The organism is Rhizobium sp. BK060 (assembly GCF_014193145.1).
Lineage (GTDB): Bacteria > Pseudomonadota > Alphaproteobacteria > Rhizobiales > Rhizobiaceae > Rhizobium.
The window spans coordinates 118,362-136,019 of record NZ_JACHYW010000009.1 but is presented as its reverse complement, the minus strand read 5'-3'; the positions used below and the strand labels follow the sequence as shown (position 1 = coordinate 136,019).

The window sequence follows — 17,658 nt, the reverse complement described above, 5'->3', positions numbered from 1 at the left end:
TCAAGCCGTCTCCGCGAAAAGCTCGCGGCCGATCAACATGCGCCTTATTTCGGAAGTGCCGGCACCGATCTCGTAGAGCTTTGCGTCGCGCAGCAGCCGGGCCGCAGGATAATCGTTCGTGTAGCCATTGCCCCCGAGCGCCTGGATTGTCTCGAGGGCCAGAAGCGTCGCTTTTTCGGCAGCATAAAGAATACAGCCGGCGGCATCCTTGCGTGTCGTCTCGCCGCGATCGCAGGCGGCCGCCACCGCATAAACATAGGCGCGCGCCGTGTTCATGGTCACATACATGTCGGCGAGCTTGCCCTGCATCAGCTGGAATTCGCCAATCGCCTGACCAAACTGCCTTCTCTCGTGAAGATAGGGCACGACGACATCCATGCAGGCCGCCATGATGCCGATCGGCCCAGCGGAAAGGACGACGCGCTCATAGTCCAGTCCCGACATCAGAACGCGCGCGCCACCACCGACGGTGCCGAGCACATTTGCCTCCGGCACCCCACAATTCTCAAAGATCAGTTCGCAGGTATTGGAACCACGCATGCCAAGCTTGTCGAGCTTGGGCCCGGTCGAGAAGCCCTTGAAGGCCTTCTCGACGAGGAAGGCCGTGATGCCGCGCGGTCCCGCTTCCGGGTCGGTCTTTGCGTAGACCACCAGCACATCGGCGTCCGGACCGTTGGTGATCCACATCTTGTTGCCGTTGAGAACGTAACTGTTACCCTGCTTCTCCGCCCGAAGCTTCATCGAAACGACGTCGGATCCGGCGCCCGGCTCGGACATGGCAAGGGCGCCGACATGTTCACCGGAAATCAGGTTGGGCAGGTACCGCGACTTCTGATCAGCGGTTCCATTCCGGCTGATCTGATTGACGCACAAATTGGAATGAGCGCCGTAGCTGAGTCCAACGGAGGCCGAAGCGCGGCTGATCTCTTCCATCGCGATGCAATGGGCCAGATAACCTAATCCGGCGCCGCCGTAGGCCTCTTCAGCTGTGATCCCGAGCAGCCCCATGTCACCCATCTCGCGCCAGAGCGGCGTTGGAAAACTGTTGCTGCTGTCGGTCTCGGCAGCGAGCGGTGCGATGCGCTCCGTCGCGAAACGTCGAACGCTGTCGCGGAGCGCCTCGATCTCGTCCGCCAGACCAAATCTCAAACCACCGGAATACATGCCTTCCCTCCCAAGTCCGGCGCGCGCTTACCGCAGCGTCCGGTATGCGTGTGTCGTTATTCTCCCGTCATTGTTTTCACGCGCGTATCTTGTCGGCAGCTCCTCCACCGCCGGTCGGCTCGATAAATTTCGTTGAAGAATGTGAAAATGGCAAGCATTTCCGGTCGGCCGGTTTCTGACCGCCCAGTTTGCTCCGGCGAGTATTCGATAGATCTTCCGCCCGCATCTGCCCTTCCTCCCGAAATAGGCAACGACCTGAATACGCACGGGATGAACAAAAGGATGCTAGCATTGGGCGCGCGGAATTTCTGAACCAAGACGGTTCGTCTTGCGCAAAATATGGAAAGAATTCGTCGCCGGGACGACGCGTTCAACCGCTCAGGGCTATCCGACAAGATCGGCAGCCTAACTGGCGGCCAGCACCGATTGCTATGAGATTAACGCTTGATGGCGCGACCGCTGCGGCTTTCGGCGATTGCCCGCACTTGATGGCGGCGAACCAGCTCGGCCTGTACCTCGGCTTGAAATGTCATGACCTGGGCGCGCACCTCGTCTTCGGAGCAGCCAAGCGACGCCAACTCGTCTGCCAACCGGCGGCACTCTGTCTTCCAGAAGCGCACCGCGTCCTCACCGTGGCGGCGGTCCAGTTCGGCCGCGCACCGATCAATGTCACCGGCGCGCGAGGCGACCGGGAAAAGCACGATCTCGCTTGTCGTCATTGCTTGCAGAGTTTTGTTTGACTGTACTGGCATCGACTCATTCCGTTGCGTTCGACTCATTCCTAGCTGACCATGGTTAACGCTTTCCTCTCCCCATCAGGCAAACGTGCCAGCTCGATCTATCGCGACTCTCACCAGCGGGTTCGGAGCGGGTATTTTGAGCGCTGCCTTCCGCCACAAGCAGGACTTCCGAACCGGCAAAAATGCCGCTAGGCTTCTGCAAGCTGCTTTGTCGGTGCAGCGAGGGGGCTGAAATCGGTGAGAAGTGTGATCGCGAAGCCTGTCGCGGCGGCCATCGTGGTGTTTGCGCGTGCAATTACTGCCGTGCGCGCCATCTGGCCAAATGACGGCATTCCCGAGGGGCAGTGTGTCTATTTCGCCAATCATTCCAGCCACGGCGATTTCATTCTGGTCTGGGCCGTCCTGCCGCCCCGTCTGAGGCGCCGGACGCGCCCCGTTGCCGGCGCGGAATATTGGCTGAAGTCATCGATCAACCGTTTCATCGGCCGCGATGTCTTCGACGCAGTGCTTATCGAGCGGGATCGCGAGAAGCGGGCCCGCGACCCGATTGAAGTCATGGCCGAGGTGGTCGATTCCGGATCGTCTCTTATTCTCTTCCCCGAAGGCACTCGCAACCAGACCGATGCTCAGTTGCTGCCATTCAAGAGCGGGCTTTTCCATCTCGCTTCGAGTCGGCCGGACCTTCAGCTCGTGCCGGTCTGGATCAACAATCTCAATCGGGTCATGCCAAAGGGCGAGATTGTTCCGATCCCCCTTATCTGCACCGTGACCTTCGGCAACGCTATGCGAATCGAAGCCGGCGAGAGCAAGGAAAACTTCCTCGACAGGGCGCGCACCGCGCTAATTGATCTTTCACCAAAGCACCCGGGCGGTAACGAATGAATGCAGCAAACTCCGACCTGTGGACGCTTGTTCTTGGTATCTTCACGCTCCTCGTCGTTTCCTCGGCCATTGGCTACCTGCTGCAGCAACGCCTGCCCACCGGTCGGTCGAATGCCGCAATCGAGAACCTGAACGCGCGGATCAAGGCATGGTGGATCATGGTGATCCTGATCGGCCTCGCCTTTCTCGCCGGACGGATCGGCGTGCTCCTCCTTTTTGGTTTCTGCTCTTTCGCGGCATTGCGTGAATTCATTACCCTGACCGACACCAAACGCGCTGATCACTGGGCACTCGCGGCTGCCTTCTTCGTCGTGCTCCCGCTCCAGTATTGGCTGCTGTGGGAGAGGCAATACGGCATCTTCTCGATCTTCATCCCGGTCTACGCGTTCCTCCTAATGCCGATCATCTCCGTATTGCGCGGCGACACCGAGCGTTTCCTGATACGCATCGCCGAGGTGCAATGGGCGCTGATGATCTGTGTATTCTGTGCCTCACACGTTCCGGCATTGTTGACGTTGACGATTCCAGGCTACGAGGGCCGCAACGTTCTCCTGATCGCCTTCCTGGTGATCATCGTGCAGCTTAGCGATGTCCTGCAATATGTCTGGGGCAAGCTGTTCGGTCGCACCAAGATCGCGCCAAGCCTGTCTCCATCGAAGACGGTGGAAGGATTTGTCGGGGGCGTGGCCAGTGCGACACTGATCGGCGCCGCCCTGTGGTGGATCACGCCCTTCACACCGTTTCAGGCCGGGGTCATGGCCTTCGTCATCACGATGATGGGCTTCTTCGGCGGTCTCGTCATGTCGGCGATCAAACGCGACCGCGGCGTCAAGGACTGGGGCCACCTTATCGAAGGCCATGGCGGACTAATCGACCGGCTCGATTCCGTCGTCTTTTCCGCACCGATCTTCTTCCACATTGTCCGCTATTGGTGGTCAGCCACATGATGGCGCCGCTACGCCGGCTCGCCCAGAGCAGTGTGATGCACGTGCTTTTCGCGTTTGTCGCCATGGGAGGCTGGGCGGTCCTCGCCAACAGCAATCACCCGCTGCAGCGAGCCCTGCTGGCCGGCGTTGTGCAAGGCGGACTCTCGGCCTGCCTCACCTTCTTTCTCAAGACGGTGATCGAACGACTCTCGAAGCAGTTCGAAGGCCGCGCCGGTCTATGGGCGCCACCGTTGATCGCCAGCCTTGGCTCTACTACCGTGCTGATCTCGATCCACGCATTAAGCGGTACGCCGGAAATCCTGAAGACCATAGCAGTACCACTGGCCGTCTCGACGAGCTACGCGGCGGTCTACAATTACTTTCTCTATCAAAAGAGGATCGAGGCATGACGGAAACGGGCGATCGCCGGCCGTTGGCAAGCAGGGACACGCAATGGGCAAGGCGCATTGCGCAATGGCTGGCGGCGAGATCGATTACGCCGAACCAGATCTCCCAGGTAAGCATGGTCGCCGCGGCGCTGGCGGGCGGCTCCTTTTGCTTTGCCGGTTCTGAGATCGGATGGGGCCGGGCTCTTCTGCTCGTCCTCGCGGCCGCCCTCTGCCAATTACGACTGCTGTGCAATCTCTTCGATGGCATGGTTGCCGTCGAAGGCGGCAAGGGCGCAGCCGACGGACCGTTCTGGAACGAGTTCCCCGACCGCGTCGCCGACATCCTCATCCTGGCCGGTGTGGGGTTTGGCATCGGATCGCCTGGGCTCGGTTGGGCAGCGGCATCCTTTGCCGTGTTGACAGCCTATGTTCGCGAGCTCGGACGAGCAACGGGAACGCCGAGCGACTTCTCAGGCCCGATGGCAAAGCAACACCGCATGGCGACGATCACCGCCGCAGCCGTTCTCTCAATCCTCGAGCCGCTCTGGAACGGGCACAACCAGGTCCTGCTCGTGGCTCTCTGGCTGATCGCCATCGGTGCCGCATTCACGGCCCTGCGACGTGGCAGAAATGTCGTTCGAAACCTGAAGGCCGGCCACGCCGACAATTGACGCGCTTCGCTCAATCCTTGCCAGCCGTACCAAAATGCCCGAAAGTGCGCTTTGCAGCCGAACAGAGCAGCAATAGAACGATCGCGCCGCTTCTTCTTTTCCCCGAAGCGGCCTTGGACTAGCCTCGCTTCGGCGAGGCATTTTTCTTTTCTCCGCATTTATAAGATTTTTATATCCGCGGCCTGCCGCCAATCTCGAACGCTTATGCGCTTCGGTCGCATATTAACGTCCGAGAGATCCAAGGATCATCTCCACGCCAGAAAGCATGAAAGGTGCCATCCGGTGGACGGCGCCCTTTGTCTTGTCTGACTCCAGAAGAACAACAGGAGTCAAGATCAATGATGGACATAGTTCTACTCGCCACAGCAATCGTATTTTTCGCCCTATGCTTTGCCTACACCAAAGCCTGCGACCGGCTTTGACCGGAGGAAGCGCCATGACCCTCGACTATATTCTGAGCGGTGGCGTCACCGTGTTCCTCACGGTCTACCTCACCTACGCTCTCATTCGCCCCGAGCGTTTTTGACCGTCGCATCCCTTGCGGGAACTACGCGCCAGGCAGAACCAATCGGGTATTGAAAGTTACCTCCCATGACCCTCAACGGATGGCTTCAGATCCTGCTTTACTGCGGGATCATCATCGTGCTCGTCAAACCGCTCGGCGGCTACATGACACGCGTCTTCAGTGGCGAGCGCACGCTTCTCTCACCAGTCCTCGTTCCGATCGAACGAGGGCTCTACGCGCTTGCCGGCACCAGCGAACGCGAAGACCAACACTGGACTTCGTATGCATTTGCGATGCTGATGTTCAACCTCCTCGGCGTCATCGTTCTCTATGCTCTGATGCGCCTGCAGGCCATCCTGCCCTATAACCCGGCAGGCATGGCTGCCGTCGGGCCCGAGCTTTCCTTCAACACTGCTACGAGTTTCGTCAGCAATACCAACTGGCAGAACTACGGCGGCGAAAGCACGATGTCCTATCTTACGCAGATGGCCGGGCTGACTGTGCAGAACTTTGTTTCTGCCGCAACCGGCATGGCGATTGCTATCGGGCTCATACGCGCGTTCTCGCGTGCGTCGGGTAAGGCGATCGGCAACTTCTGGGTCGATATGGTGCGTAGCACGCTCTACATCCTCCTGCCGATCTGCATCGTGTTGACGCTGGTCTATGTCTATCTTGGCGTTCCACAGACCTTGGGCCCCTATGTCGACGCAACGACCCTCGAGGGCGCCAAGCAGACGATCGCCCTCGGCCCTGTCGCCTCGCAACTTGCCATCAAGATGCTCGGCACCAACGGCGGCGGCTTCTTTAACGTCAACTCGGCGCATCCGTTCGAGAACCCCGACAACATCTCGAACATGATCCAGATGGTCTCGATCTTCGCAATCGGCGCCGCCTTCACCAACGTCTTCGGCCGCATGGTCGGCAACCAGCGGCAGGGTTGGGCAATCCTCGCCACCATGGGAATCCTGTTCATCGCCGGTGTGACAGTCACTTACTGGGCTGAAGCCGCGGGCAACCCTCTGATGCATGCCTTTGGTCTGCAGGGCGGCAACATGGAAGGCAAGGAAGTCCGCTTCGGCGTCGCCATGTCATCGCTCTTTGCCGTCATAACAACCGCTGCGTCCTGCGGCGCAGTCAACGCGATGCACGGCAGCTTCACGGCGCTCGGCGGCCTGATCCCGCTCATCAACATGCAGCTTGGCGAAGTCATCGTCGGCGGCGTGGGCGCGGGCTTCTATGGCATCCTGCTCTTCGTCATCATCGCGATCTTCGTCGCTGGGCTGATGGTCGGACGCACGCCGGAATATCTTGGTAAGAAGATCGAAGCCAAGGAGATGAAGATGGCAGTGCTTGCCATTCTTTGCTTGCCGCTTGCGATGCTCGTTTTCACGGCGATCGCCAGCGTCCTGCCGTCCGCTGTTGCCTCGATCGGCACTAGCGGCCCACATGGCTTCTCCGAGATCCTGTATGCTTACACCTCGGCTGCCGCGAACAACGGCTCCGCCTTCGGCGGCCTGACCGGCAACACGCCCTGGTACAACATCACGCTCGGTATCGGCATGCTGATGGGCCGCTTCCTGGTCATCGTTCCGGCACTCGCGATCGCGGGATCGCTCGTTGCCAAGAAGACCGTTCCGGCCTCCGCCGGCACCTTCCCGACGGATGGCCTGCTCTTCGTGGGCCTGCTCACGGGCACGATCCTGATCGTCGGCGGCCTGACTTTCTTCCCGGCGCTGGCGCTTGGCCCGGTCATCGAGCACTTGGTCATGATCGCCGGCCAGACCTTCTGAGGTGAAGCATGATCCTTCGTCACAGGCTTCGCAAATCCTTCAACGCACGTCCCGGTTCGCCGGGACGTGACAGCCAGCGGATGACCCGCGCCTCCGACATCATCCTCGTGATGCTCGCCGGTCTCCTCGTCATCGTCGCGGTCCTTCGGATTCTACACGGCTGATCGCACAACGGTCGCCTTACTCTTTCAAGCTGGAGTCTCTTATGAGCCAGGCAAAATCAGCGAGCATCATGGATTCTCGCATTCTCATTCCGGCCGTGGGCGCCGCTTTTAAAAAGCTCAACCCTCGGGCACTTGCAAGAAACCCGGTCATGTTTGTCGTGGCCACGGTCTCGACGCTGACCACCCTCCTTTTCATCCGCGATCTCGTCACCGGCGGCGAAAGTCTCGGCTTCTCCTTCCAGATCAACCTCTGGCTCTGGTTCACCGTGCTCTTCGCCAACTTCGCCGAAGCAGTCGCCGAAGGGCGAGGCAAGGCACAGGCGGATTCGCTGCGCAAGGCCCGCACCGAGACTCAGGCAAAACTGCTGACGGCCAATAACGGCACCGGCTACCGTCTCGTTCCGGGCACGAGCCTGAAGGTCGGCGATCTCGTCCTCGTCGAGGCTGGCGACATCATTCCCTCCGACGGCGAGGTGGTTGAGGGCGTAGCCTCGGTCAACGAAGCCGCGATCACCGGCGAATCCGCTCCGGTTATCCGCGAGTCCGGCGGCGACCGTTCAGCCGTTACCGGTGGCACGCAGGTCCTGTCCGATTGGATACGCGTCCGCATCAGCGCTGCTGCGGGACACACCTTCCTCGACCGCATGATTTCGCTCGTCGAAGGCGCGGAGCGCCAGAAGACTCCCAACGAAATCGCGCTCAACATCCTGCTCGCAGGCATGACGCTGATTTTCGTTCTGGCAACCGCCACGATCCCGAGCTTTGCAAGCTATGCCGGCGGCTCTATTCCAATTATCATCCTTGTCGCTCTTTTCGTGACACTGATCCCGACCACCATCGGAGCGCTTCTCTCGGCGATCGGCATTGCGGGCATGGACCGTCTCGTGCGCTTCAACGTACTTGCCATGTCTGGCCGCGCAGTTGAAGCAGCTGGTGACGTCGATACGTTGCTCCTTGACAAGACGGGAACGATCACGCTCGGCAACCGTCAGGCGACGACGTTCCGCCCGGTCCGCGGCGTCACCGAACAGGACCTCGCAGACGCGGCACAGCTTGCTTCGCTGGCCGACGAAACGCCGGAAGGCCGCTCGATCGTCGTGCTCGCCAAGGAAAAGTATGGCATCCGCGGCCGCGATATGGCGAGCCTGAAGGCCACGTTCGTGCCATTTACCGCTCAGACCCGCATGAGCGGTGTGGATGTTGAAGGCTCGTCGATCCGCAAGGGCGCTGTCGATGCCGTGCTTGCCTACGTCGGCGCCGCACCGGCACAGGTTTCAGGCAATGCGGTCGTTGCCATTCGCAGCATCACCGAGGTCGTGCGGGAACTGCAGGCGATCGCCGATGAGATCGCCAAGGCAGGCGGTACACCGCTGGCCGTTGCCCGCGATGGACGCCTTCTCGGCATCGTCCAGCTTAAGGACATCGTCAAAGGCGGCATTCGCGAGCGTTTCGCTGAACTGCGCCGGATGGGCATCCGCACGGTGATGATTACAGGCGATAACCCGATGACCGCCGCAGCCATCGCCGCTGAGGCCGGCGTCGATGACTTTCTCGCGCAGGCAACGCCGGAGAACAAGCTGTCCCTCATTCGTGAGGAGCAGGCCAAGGGCAAGCTGGTTGCGATGTGCGGCGATGGCACGAACGACGCCCCCGCCCTCGCCCAGGCTGATGTCGGCGTCGCCATGAACACCGGCACGGTTGCCGCCCGCGAGGCCGGCAACATGGTCGACCTTGACAGCGACCCGACGAAGCTCATCGAAATCGTCGAGATCGGCAAGCAGTTGCTGATGACCCGCGGCGCGCTGACAACCTTCTCGATCGCCAATGACATTGCCAAGTACTTTGCCATTATCCCGGCAATGTTCCTGGCCTTCTATCCGCAGCTCGGTGTGCTGAACATCATGGGCCTGGCGACCCCGCAGAGCGCCATCCTGTCCGCCATCATCTTCAACGCGCTGATCATCGTCGCGCTGATCCCGTTGTCGCTCAAGGGTGTGAAATACCGCGCGATCGGCGCCGGCGCGCTGCTCTCCCGCAACCTACTCATTTACGGCGTCGGCGGCATCATCGTCCCGTTCATCGGCATCAAGGCAATCGACATGGTCATTACGGCCATCGGTCTCGCCTAAGGAGTTGACATCATGTTGAAAGAACTTCGTCCCGCAATCGTCATGATCGTCGCCACCACCGCGATCACCGGTCTGCTCTACCCGCTCGCCATGACAGGCGCCGCGCAAGCGCTTTTTCCGACCCAAGCAAATGGCAGCTTGATCGAGAAGGACGGCACGGTGATCGGCTCGACACTCATCGGCCAAGCGTTCACGAGTGACAAATACTTCCACGGTCGTCCTTCGGCAGCGGGCGATGGATACAACGCCGCCGCGTCGTCCGGCTCGAACCTTGGCCCGACGAGCCAGAAGCTGCTTGATCGCGTGAAGACTGACTATGAAGCAGCAAAGGCCACCAATCCAAATGCTGAGGTCCCGATCGATCTTGTAACGGCCTCCGGCAGCGGCCTCGATCCGCACATCTCGCCTGAGGCCGCTTACTTCCAGATTCCGCGGGTCGCAAAGGCGCGTGGGGTCGACGAAGCCAAACTGAAGGCGATTGTCGATGCCGCTGTCAATAGCCCAGAGCTCGGCATTCTCGGCGAACCCACCGTCAATGTTCTGGCATTGAACCAGTCCCTTGATGCTTCTATGTCTGAGTAAGGTTGGAAGCCCCGGGTGCCTGCGTGCGACCGGGGCTTGCTCATCAGGGAAAGATGACCCGCATGCCGGAAGACAACCGCGACAAGGTTGGCAGGCCCTCGCCCGATGCGCTGCTTGAGAAGGCGCGTCAGGAGACCCGCGGCCGTCTGAAAATCTTCCTCGGTGCCGCGCCAGGAGTAGGCAAGACCTACGAGATGCTGGAGTCGGGCCGTACCAAGATGTCCGATGGCGTCGATGTGGTGATCGGCATCGTCGAGACCCATGGACGCAAGGAAACACAGGCTCTGGTCGACGGCTTCGAAGTCATCCCCCGCGTCAAGATCGATTACAAGGGCCGCCCCCTCGAGGAAATGGATATCGACGCTATCCTCGCACGCCAACCAAGCCTCGTTCTCGTTGACGAACTTGCTCATACGAACGCCGAGGGTAGCCGCCATCCGAAACGCTACCTCGATGTAAAGGAACTGCTCGAGCGCGGCATCGACGTCTACTCTACGCTGAACATTCAACATGTAGAAAGCCTGAACGACGTTGTCTCGCAGATCACCCGCATCCGCGTGCGAGAGACGGTCCCGGATTCGATCATCGACATGGCCGATGACGTCGAGATTATCGATCTAACGCCAGATGATCTGATCAAGCGGTTGCACGACGGAAAAGTCTATGTTCCAAAAACTGCCGAACGGGCTCTGACCAACTATTTCACCCCCGGCAATCTGACGGCGCTGCGCGAACTCGCATTACGCAAAACCGCGCAGCGCGTTGACGACCAGCTTTTGACTCACATGCAAGCGCATGCCATCGCTGGTCCCTGGGCCGCTGGTGAAAGGGTTCTTGTATCTGTCGATCAGCACCCGCGCTCAGCCTCGCTGGTACGCTATGCGTCACGAATGGCCGCTCGACTACGCGCGCCATGGGCGGCGGTGTATGTAGAGACCAACCGATCCATCAGCCTGACGGAATCTGACCGCGACACAATTGCGGCCACACTCCGCCTCGCTGAACAGCTCGGTGGTGAAGCAATCACGATTCCCGGCCGGGAAGTCTCGGAGGAGCTTGTCCGTCACGCCGCGGCCAACAATGTCACGCACATCGTCATCGGCGCCCCCAGCAAGCCGACATGGCGGGACTGGCTTCACCGTTCCATAGCCGACGATCTAATCAGAACATCGGGCAATATCAGCGTCCACGTGATTTCCGGTAGTGAGAAGGAAGGAGCATCCACGCGCGGCGTCAAAGTCGCCCCCTCCTCGCCCGTCTTTAACATCCAGGCGTATCTCTCCGCCACAGCCTATGTGGCAATCGCGCTCATCGCTGGTGTGGTACTTGATCAGGTTCTTGATGTCCGCAACCTCGCCCTCGTATTCCTGATGGCAGTGCTGACTTCAGCGGTGATTCACGGGCTTCGTCCAGCGCTCTACACCTGCATCATCAGCGCACTGTCCTTCAATTTCTTCTTCCTGCCACCACGCTATACGCTGACGATCAGCGATCCGGAGAGCGTGCTTGCACTGTTCTTCTTCCTGGGCGTCGCCGTCATCGCGAGCAACCTGACCGCAACGGTCCAACGCCAGGCAGCGGCGGCCCGCCAGCGCGCCAGGACGACGGAAGACCTCTACCTCTTCTCCAAGAAACTCGCCGGCACCGGCACGCTCGATGACGTTCTCTGGGCCACCGCATTCCAACTGGCGTCGATGCTTAAAGTGCGCGTCGTTCTCCTGCTGCCCGAAGAAGGCAGCATCGCCGTCAAAGCCGGCTATCCGCCGGATGATACGCTCGACGAGGCCGATATTGCTGCTGCGCGCTGGGCGTGGGAGCACAATCACGCAGCCGGCCGCGGCGCCGATACATTGCCGGGCGCCAAGCGCCTCTATGTGCCGCTGCGAACCGGACGCGCCGCCGTTGGCGTGATCGGCCTCGACAATGACCGGCGCGACGGCCCTCTCCTGACACCGGAACAGCAACGTCTTCTCGACGCATTGGCGGACCAGGCGGCCCTTGCGATCGAGCGCATTCAACTCGTGGCGGATGTTGATCGCGCAAGACTTGCTGCTGAGGCGGACCGTTTGCGCTCTGCCTTGCTGACCTCGATCTCGCACGACCTGAAAACGCCGCTCGCGGCTATCCTTGGCGCTGCAGGTACGCTGCGTGACTACCTCGATTCCATGCCGCAGGAAGATCGTGTGGATCTTCTATCGACCGTTGTCGACGAGTCCGAACGGCTCAACCGCTTTATTGCCAACCTGCTGGACATGACGAAAATCGAGTCCGGGGCGATGGAGCCGAACTATGCGCTGCACTATGCCGGCGACATTGCGGGAAGCGCGCTGCGCCGTGCCGAGAAAATTCTCACGCACCACAAGGCCGTCATGACGATTCCGGCGGACCTGCCGATGGTCCGTGTCGATCCTGTGTTGTTCGAACAGGTGCTTTTCAATCTGCTCGATAATGCTGCCAAATATGCGCCGCAAGGGTCATCGATCCTTATCGATGGGTGGACGGACGAATATAATGTCATGATTCAGGTTTCGGACGAGGGACCGGGCATTCCGCCAGCTGACGTGGATCGCGTCTTCGATACATTCTATCGCGTGCGCAAAGGCGACCAGGTTCGCGCGGGGACGGGCCTCGGGCTCTCCATCTGTCGCGGTTTTGTCGAGGCGATGGGTGGAACGATCACTGCCGGAAATCGCTCCGATCGTTCCGGTGCCGTCTTCACCATCCGTCTTCCACGACCAAATGAAATTCCGAAATTGGATGAGCTCAAATGACCGGTTCAGCCGTTAGAATTCTCGTCGTCGACGACGAGCCTCCGATACGCAAGCTGCTTCGCGTCGGTCTCACCGCGCAAGGCTATGAAGTGCACGAGGCGCCGAACGGCGCTGCGGCCCTACAATCGGCGAAGGACGAACCACCTGATCTGATCGTGCTCGACCTCGGCCTGCCGGACAAATCAGGTCACGAACTGTTGAGGGAGTGGAGAGACGCCGGCCTCACCTTGCCGATCGTGATCCTCTCCAGCCGCACAGACGAAACGGGTATCGTCAACGCTCTCGAGGCTGGGGCCGATGACTACCTGACAAAGCCGTTTGGCATGAACGAACTCGGCGCCCGGCTGCGTGTCGCCCTGCGCCATCGATTGCAACAACAGGGCGAGCGGGCGATCTTTCAGGCCGGAGGCCTGTCCATCGACCTCGTCAAGCGCATCGTCAAGATCGATGGCAGGGAGATCAAGCTCTCTCCCAAGGAATACGATATTCTGCGGGTCCTTGCTCAGCACGCCGGGAAGGTCCTGACCCACCAGTTCCTGCTGAAGCAGATCTGGGGACCGGCTGCCGACGTGCAATATTTGCGCGTCTACGTTCGCCAGCTGCGCCAGAAGATCGAACAGAGCCCGGACCAGCCGCAATACATCACGACGGAAACCGGTGTCGGATACAGACTGAAAGAAGCGGATCCACCGCAGGTCTAACCTAGCTAGTTCATCGATAGGCACGCTCAGACAACGCACGCATGCCGAGCCCAACCATCACTTCGTAAGCGATGCGACGCCGCATCGGATTGTGTAGCCGGATTGCCGTCGAGCCGAGGAACTCGGTCTCAAGGTGATCGAATGCCTTGAGCTCGGGTGAAGTCTTGACCGTGTGCGAATAAAATTCGTGGAATGTCTGGCGGCACACATAGGTCTTGTATTTCGTCAGGCAGAAAACGGAAAAGCGACCGGCCTCGGCGCGTAGGAAGTCAGTGACGCCGGCAGTGACCTCCGGCCAGGCCGGATTGAAGGTGTCGTCGAAAACGATGATCCCGTGCTCGGCAAGCGACGCGGCGGCAAGATGACTATCGGCCTCGACGTGATGCAGCATGTGGCCACCGTCGATGCTGAAGAAGCGGACCATGCCAGCCCTCTCGATAATGTCCCCGGGCCTGATCAGCGTGCTGTCGCTCTTGATGACGCATTCTGCATCCACGGAAAGGCCAAGTTGACGGCCGCCAGCCAGGAAACGTTCATACTGCGTCGCGCCATGATCGGGGTTCACGATATCGAAGGGATCGACGGCCACGATCTTCTCCGTCTCTCCGCAGATTTTCCGAAGCAAGAAATAGGATCGGCCGTAGTAGACACCAATCTCGGCTAAGCCACCTTGCAAGGATGCCGATTGCTGGGACCGCAAAACCGCAAGAAAGACCAGCGCATCAGGCGGATCAATATATCCTTCGATCGCCTGAAGATCATGGAATATAAACTTTCTGATCGATGAATTCATTGATTGCGCTTTCAGATTCACCACAGATATGCCAACGCAAACAATTCTTCGCAGAAACGGCGAACGGAAAGTCAATTCTATTCAAAATGACACATAAACTTTATCCATTGGTACGCTAAGTTGCATGCGTGATTGGAAACTAATGCCGATATTATAGTCAAATATGCTTCTTGACGAGCATTATTGAACAGTCACTCCGACCAAAAAGCTTCGCACGATCAATTTGCTAAGCCGTCGTCGATAAAAGGAGGGCGACGTCCGTTGCACCATCGTTTCGTTCTTTTTCTCGCCATCGACCTGCTCTATGTCTTCTCCATCCGAAACGAGAATTGAAGGTGGTGCATGGCAGGTGAAACGATTCTGGTCGTGGGCGGCGCTGGTTATATCGGCTCGCACACGTGTCTCGATCTTGCGAACAAGGGTTTCCAACCAGTCGTTTTCGACAATTTCTCCAACGGTCATCGCGAATTCGTAAAGTGGGGACCCGCTGAGGAAGGGGATATCCGGGATCGGGCCCGGCTCGACGAGGTTCTGGCCAAGCACAAACCAGCTGCCATCCTGCACTTTGCCGCCCTCATCGAGGTCGGCGAATCGGTCAAGGATCCGGTTGCCTTTTATAAAAACAACGTCATCGGCACGTTGACGCTGTTGGCTGCCGCGCAGGCTGCCGGCGTCAAGGCATTCGTTTTTTCGTCCACCTGCGCGACCTACGGTTTGCCGCAGAGCGTGCCGCTCGACGAGACGCACCGCCAGGTGCCAATCAATCCCTATGGCCGTACGAAGTACATCGTCGAGCAGGCGCTTGCCGACTACGACAAGTACACGGGCTTTCGATCTGTCGTACTTCGCTACTTCAACGCAGCAGGCGCCGATTTCGAAGGCCGGATCGGCGAGTGGCACCAGCCTGAAACCCACGCGATACCGCTCGCGATTGACGCCGCTCTGGGCCGCCGTGAAGGCTTCAAGGTATTCGGTACTGACTACGAGACACGCGACGGCACCTGCGTCCGCGACTACATCCACGTGCTCGACCTTGCCGATGCGCATGTCCGTGCCGTGGAGCATCTGCTGCGGGGTGGGGAGTCGATCGCGCTCAATCTCGGCACCGGCACGGGAACAACGGTGAAGGAGTTGCTCGGCGCCATCGAGCGCGTGTCCGAGCGGCCGTTTCCTGTAGAGTATGTCGGTCGCCGCGAGGGCGACTCGCACACGCTGGTTGCCAACAATGACAAGGCGCGGGAGGTTCTCGGCTGGACACCACAATATGATTTGTCTCAAATCATCCGCTCGGCGTGGAACTGGCACGCGAAATCAAACCAGCACTGAAATGCATCATGACCGGTAGACCGAACATTCTCTTGATCACCGCGGACCAGTGGCGCGGTGATTGCCTGTCGGCGACCGTCCATGCCTGCGTCAAAACACCGAATGTGGATGCGCTGGCGGCAGAAGGCACATTGTTTACCCGCCACTACGCCGGCGCTGCACCTTGTTCACCAGCACGCGCCACGCTCTACACCGGCCTCTACCAGATGAACCACCGGGTCTGCCGGAACGGCTCACCCCTCGATGCCCGATTTGACAATCTGGCGATGGCGGCACGGCGGGCGGGCTATGATCCGACACTCTTCGGCTATACCGATACCGCGCCCGACCCGCGTGGCATGGACGCGAACGATCCGCATTTGACGACCTATGAAGGGTTGTTGCCCGGCTTTACGGCCCGGCAACTGCTTCCTGAGCATGAAAAACAATGGCTCTCCTGGTTGCGCGAGCGTGGACACACTGAAGCCTTTGACCGCGACATCCACATTCCCATCGGCGCGGACCGCGGCGAAATCTCGAACGCCGCAACAGCCTATTCGAAGAACGAGACGCAAACTGCATTTCTCGCAGGAGAGTTCATCCGCTGGCTGGGGGAGCAGGATTCGCCCTGGTTCGCACATATTTCATTCCTGCGTCCCCATCCGCCGTTTTCGGCGCCGTCTCCGTATAACGATCTGTTCGGCCCGGAGGACGGTCCGCAATTCGCCCGGGCGGAAAACCACGAAACGGAGCAGAGATCACACCCTTACCTGTCCTTTGCCATGCCGAGGGTAGGAAAGGGCAGCTTCATTTACGGCGCGACCGGAAAGGTAACCGACTGGCAGGCCAGCGAGTTCGCGGCGATCCGGGCCATTTATTATGGCATGATCGCGGAGGTCGACGCGCAGCTCGGGCGGATTTGGGACGCATTGAAAGATCACGGGACATGGGACAACACCCTAATCATCGTCACCTCTGATCACGCCGAGATGGCAGGCGATCACTGGACGTTCGGCAAAGGTGGCTTCTTCGATGGCAGCTATCATATCCCGCTTGTCATCCGCGACCCGCAAGCTGTCACGCGGGGCAGGGTGGTCGACCGGTTCACGTCTGCGGCAGATATCTTCCCGACACTTTGCGATCGCCTGAATATCGAACCTGAAAATAGCCTGGATGGTCAGTCCCTGCTGCCCTTCATGGAACAGGGGGAGGCGAGAAATTGGCGCGATGCAGCCTTCTGGGAGTTTGACTTCCGCGACGTCGCCACGCGCGAGCCCGAAGCTCATTTCGGCTTGGAATCAAACGAATGCAACCTTGCCGTGGTCAGAGATGAACGCTTTAAATACGTGCATTTCACGGCGCTTCCACCGCTCCTGTTCGATCTGCAGGCCGATCCGCAGGAATTGAACAACCTCGCGTCGGACCCAGCCTATCTGTCGACCCGGCTTTCCTATGCCGAGAAGCTGCTCTCGATGCGTGCCCGCCATCTGGATCAAACACTTGCCTTTACCGAACTTACGGAGAAAGGGCCGGTCAGGCGCCGGCCCTGATCTACATCAGGCGAGGCGTCCGAGATAATCCATCTTGCCGACTGGAACGCCCTGGTTGCGCAGGATCGCGTGTGCCGTCGCGAGGTGGAAGAAGAAGTTCGGCAGCGCGAAGGTCATGACATACTCATCGCCTCGAAACGTGATCTTGTTGCCGCCTGGTGAAAGGGTGATTTCCCGCGTTTCCGTGCCGTCGAGCGCAGCCGGCGCGACGGTCCCCAGGTAGGCTTCCGTCTTGGCCACACGCTCGCGCAACTCGGCGATCGTCGCTTCATTGTCCTCGAATTTCGGCGCATCGATACCGGTCAGCCGTGCAATCGCCAATTTGGCGCTGTCGGTCGCGCGCTGAAACTGACCCGAGAACGGTAGCATGTCTGAAGATAGCCGTGCGGCGACGAGATCCGCACTATCGATACCCTTTTCCTTTGCGAAGGCCTCGGCTTTGTCGAGATAAGTCTTCAGCGTTTCAAGGCCGCGCTGAAAAACGGGAACTGTTAGTCGGTACATCGAGATGGGCATTAATTTCTCCCTGGAAGGCAGCGAAACTGCGGCCGTCAACGCATCTATATAGTCCGCGGAATCGCGCGTTTCAGCGCCTA

17 protein-coding genes are annotated in these 17,658 nt (G+C 59.5%); 13 read left to right on the top strand and 4 right to left on the bottom strand.

Going from position 1 to position 17,658, the window contains the following annotated elements:
- Nucleotides 1-1,164, bottom strand: coding sequence for an isovaleryl-CoA dehydrogenase (locus FHT71_RS12290; protein ID WP_132588695.1), 1,164 nt, complete (start codon nt 1,162-1,164; stop codon nt 1-3).
- Between the two features lie 437 nt (nt 1,165-1,601).
- Nucleotides 1,602-1,916 (bottom strand): DUF6074 family protein, encoded by a 315-nt coding sequence (locus FHT71_RS12285; protein WP_007790957.1) that lies wholly within the window; start codon nt 1,914-1,916, stop codon nt 1,602-1,604.
- A 225-nt stretch (nt 1,917-2,141) separates the two neighbouring features.
- Here FHT71_RS12285 and FHT71_RS12280 point away from each other — a divergent pair, with 225 nt between their 5' ends.
- The 11 genes from FHT71_RS12280 to FHT71_RS12230 all read left to right on the top strand — a co-directional run bounded on the left by FHT71_RS12280 (nt 2,142) and on the right by FHT71_RS12230 (nt 13,414).
- Complete coding sequence (locus FHT71_RS12280) at nt 2,142-2,786, top strand: lysophospholipid acyltransferase family protein (RefSeq protein WP_132588697.1); 645 nt, start codon at nt 2,142-2,144, stop codon at nt 2,784-2,786.
- Nucleotides 2,783-3,733 carry a phosphatidate cytidylyltransferase gene (locus tag FHT71_RS12275; RefSeq protein ID WP_132588698.1) on the top strand — a complete coding sequence of 317 codons (951 nt, stop codon included), beginning with the start codon at nt 2,783-2,785 and terminating at the stop codon, nt 3,731-3,733. The genes FHT71_RS12280 and FHT71_RS12275 overlap by 4 nt, the downstream gene beginning before the upstream one ends.
- Nucleotides 3,730-4,122 carry a hypothetical protein gene (locus tag FHT71_RS12270; RefSeq protein WP_132588699.1) on the top strand — a complete coding sequence of 131 codons (393 nt, stop codon included), beginning with the start codon at nt 3,730-3,732 and terminating at the stop codon, nt 4,120-4,122. Before FHT71_RS12275 ends, FHT71_RS12270 begins: the two co-directional genes overlap by 4 nt.
- On the top strand, nt 4,119-4,772 hold the full coding sequence (locus tag FHT71_RS12265) for a CDP-alcohol phosphatidyltransferase family protein (protein WP_007790939.1): 654 nt from the start codon (nt 4,119-4,121) through the stop codon (nt 4,770-4,772). Before FHT71_RS12270 ends, FHT71_RS12265 begins: the two co-directional genes overlap by 4 nt.
- 436 nt (nt 4,773-5,208) lie before the next feature.
- The gene (kdpF, locus tag FHT71_RS12260; protein WP_007790938.1) at nt 5,209-5,298 is read left to right on the top strand and encodes a K(+)-transporting ATPase subunit F; all 90 of its coding nucleotides are present in this window, start codon (nt 5,209-5,211) and stop codon (nt 5,296-5,298) included.
- Nucleotides 5,299-5,363: 65 nt separating this feature from the next.
- Nucleotides 5,364-7,067, top strand: a complete 1,704-nt coding sequence (gene kdpA / locus FHT71_RS12255) for a potassium-transporting ATPase subunit KdpA (RefSeq protein WP_132588700.1) — start codon at nt 5,364-5,366, stop codon at nt 7,065-7,067.
- Nucleotides 7,068-7,075: 8 nt separating this feature from the next.
- On the top strand, nt 7,076-7,231 hold the full coding sequence (locus FHT71_RS12250; RefSeq protein ID WP_007790930.1) for a hypothetical protein: 156 nt from the start codon (nt 7,076-7,078) through the stop codon (nt 7,229-7,231).
- A gap of 41 nt (nt 7,232-7,272) precedes the next feature.
- Nucleotides 7,273-9,360 (top strand): potassium-transporting ATPase subunit KdpB, encoded by a 2,088-nt coding sequence (kdpB, locus tag FHT71_RS12245; RefSeq protein ID WP_132588701.1) that lies wholly within the window; start codon nt 7,273-7,275, stop codon nt 9,358-9,360.
- A gap of 12 nt (nt 9,361-9,372) precedes the next feature.
- The gene (kdpC, locus tag FHT71_RS12240) at nt 9,373-9,942 is read left to right on the top strand and encodes a potassium-transporting ATPase subunit KdpC (protein WP_007790924.1); all 570 of its coding nucleotides are present in this window, start codon (nt 9,373-9,375) and stop codon (nt 9,940-9,942) included.
- Between the two features lie 62 nt (nt 9,943-10,004).
- Complete coding sequence (locus FHT71_RS12235) at nt 10,005-12,713, top strand: sensor histidine kinase KdpD (protein WP_132588702.1); 2,709 nt, start codon at nt 10,005-10,007, stop codon at nt 12,711-12,713.
- Complete coding sequence (locus tag FHT71_RS12230; protein ID WP_007790918.1) at nt 12,710-13,414, top strand: response regulator transcription factor; 705 nt, start codon at nt 12,710-12,712, stop codon at nt 13,412-13,414. The genes FHT71_RS12235 and FHT71_RS12230 overlap by 4 nt, the downstream gene beginning before the upstream one ends.
- Nucleotides 13,415-13,424: 10 nt before the next feature.
- On the opposite strand, the gene FHT71_RS12225 is transcribed toward FHT71_RS12230, so the two are convergent.
- Nucleotides 13,425-14,207, bottom strand: coding sequence for a class I SAM-dependent methyltransferase (locus FHT71_RS12225; RefSeq protein ID WP_132592422.1), 783 nt, complete (start codon nt 14,205-14,207; stop codon nt 13,425-13,427).
- A 342-nt stretch (nt 14,208-14,549) separates the two neighbouring features.
- On the opposite strand from FHT71_RS12225, the gene galE reads away from it, so the two are divergent.
- Both galE and FHT71_RS12215 read left to right on the top strand, forming a co-directional pair.
- Nucleotides 14,550-15,533 (top strand): UDP-glucose 4-epimerase GalE, encoded by a 984-nt coding sequence (gene galE, locus FHT71_RS12220; RefSeq protein WP_183719771.1) that lies wholly within the window; start codon nt 14,550-14,552, stop codon nt 15,531-15,533.
- Between the two features lie 8 nt (nt 15,534-15,541).
- Complete coding sequence (locus tag FHT71_RS12215; RefSeq protein WP_183719816.1) at nt 15,542-17,062, top strand: alkaline phosphatase family protein; 1,521 nt, start codon at nt 15,542-15,544, stop codon at nt 17,060-17,062.
- Nucleotides 17,063-17,068: 6 nt separating this feature from the next.
- Here FHT71_RS12215 and FHT71_RS12210 read toward each other — a convergent pair whose 3' ends face one another.
- The gene (locus FHT71_RS12210; protein WP_007798235.1) at nt 17,069-17,578 is read right to left on the bottom strand and encodes a DUF1993 domain-containing protein; all 510 of its coding nucleotides are present in this window, start codon (nt 17,576-17,578) and stop codon (nt 17,069-17,071) included.
- Nucleotides 17,579-17,658 lie beyond the last annotated feature (80 nt).

Excerpts from the sequence above, each read along its gene's own strand:
- FHT71_RS12290 (WP_132588695.1), bottom strand. The coding sequence starts at position 1,164 with ATGTATTCCGGTGGTTTGAGATTTGGTCTGGCGGACGAGATCGAGGCG.
- FHT71_RS12285 (WP_007790957.1), bottom strand. The coding sequence starts at position 1,916 with ATGCCAGTACAGTCAAACAAAACTCTGCAAGCAATGACGACAAGCGAG.
- FHT71_RS12275 (WP_132588698.1), top strand. The coding sequence starts at position 2,783 with ATGAATGCAGCAAACTCCGACCTGTGGACGCTTGTTCTTGGTATCTTC.
- FHT71_RS12270 (WP_132588699.1), top strand. The coding sequence starts at position 3,730 with ATGATGGCGCCGCTACGCCGGCTCGCCCAGAGCAGTGTGATGCACGTG.
- FHT71_RS12265 (WP_007790939.1), top strand. The coding sequence starts at position 4,119 with ATGACGGAAACGGGCGATCGCCGGCCGTTGGCAAGCAGGGACACGCAA.
- kdpF (WP_007790938.1), top strand. The coding sequence starts at position 5,209 with ATGACCCTCGACTATATTCTGAGCGGTGGCGTCACCGTGTTCCTCACG.
- kdpA (WP_132588700.1), top strand. The coding sequence starts at position 5,364 with ATGACCCTCAACGGATGGCTTCAGATCCTGCTTTACTGCGGGATCATC.
- FHT71_RS12250 (WP_007790930.1), top strand. The coding sequence starts at position 7,076 with ATGATCCTTCGTCACAGGCTTCGCAAATCCTTCAACGCACGTCCCGGT.
- kdpB (WP_132588701.1), top strand. The coding sequence starts at position 7,273 with ATGAGCCAGGCAAAATCAGCGAGCATCATGGATTCTCGCATTCTCATT.
- kdpC (WP_007790924.1), top strand. The coding sequence starts at position 9,373 with ATGTTGAAAGAACTTCGTCCCGCAATCGTCATGATCGTCGCCACCACC.
- FHT71_RS12235 (WP_132588702.1), top strand. The coding sequence starts at position 10,005 with ATGCCGGAAGACAACCGCGACAAGGTTGGCAGGCCCTCGCCCGATGCG.
- FHT71_RS12230 (WP_007790918.1), top strand. The coding sequence starts at position 12,710 with ATGACCGGTTCAGCCGTTAGAATTCTCGTCGTCGACGACGAGCCTCCG.
- FHT71_RS12225 (WP_132592422.1), bottom strand. The coding sequence starts at position 14,207 with ATGAATTCATCGATCAGAAAGTTTATATTCCATGATCTTCAGGCGATC.
- galE (WP_183719771.1), top strand. The coding sequence starts at position 14,550 with ATGGCAGGTGAAACGATTCTGGTCGTGGGCGGCGCTGGTTATATCGGC.
- FHT71_RS12215 (WP_183719816.1), top strand. The coding sequence starts at position 15,542 with ATGACCGGTAGACCGAACATTCTCTTGATCACCGCGGACCAGTGGCGC.
- FHT71_RS12210 (WP_007798235.1), bottom strand. The coding sequence starts at position 17,578 with ATGCCCATCTCGATGTACCGACTAACAGTTCCCGTTTTTCAGCGCGGC.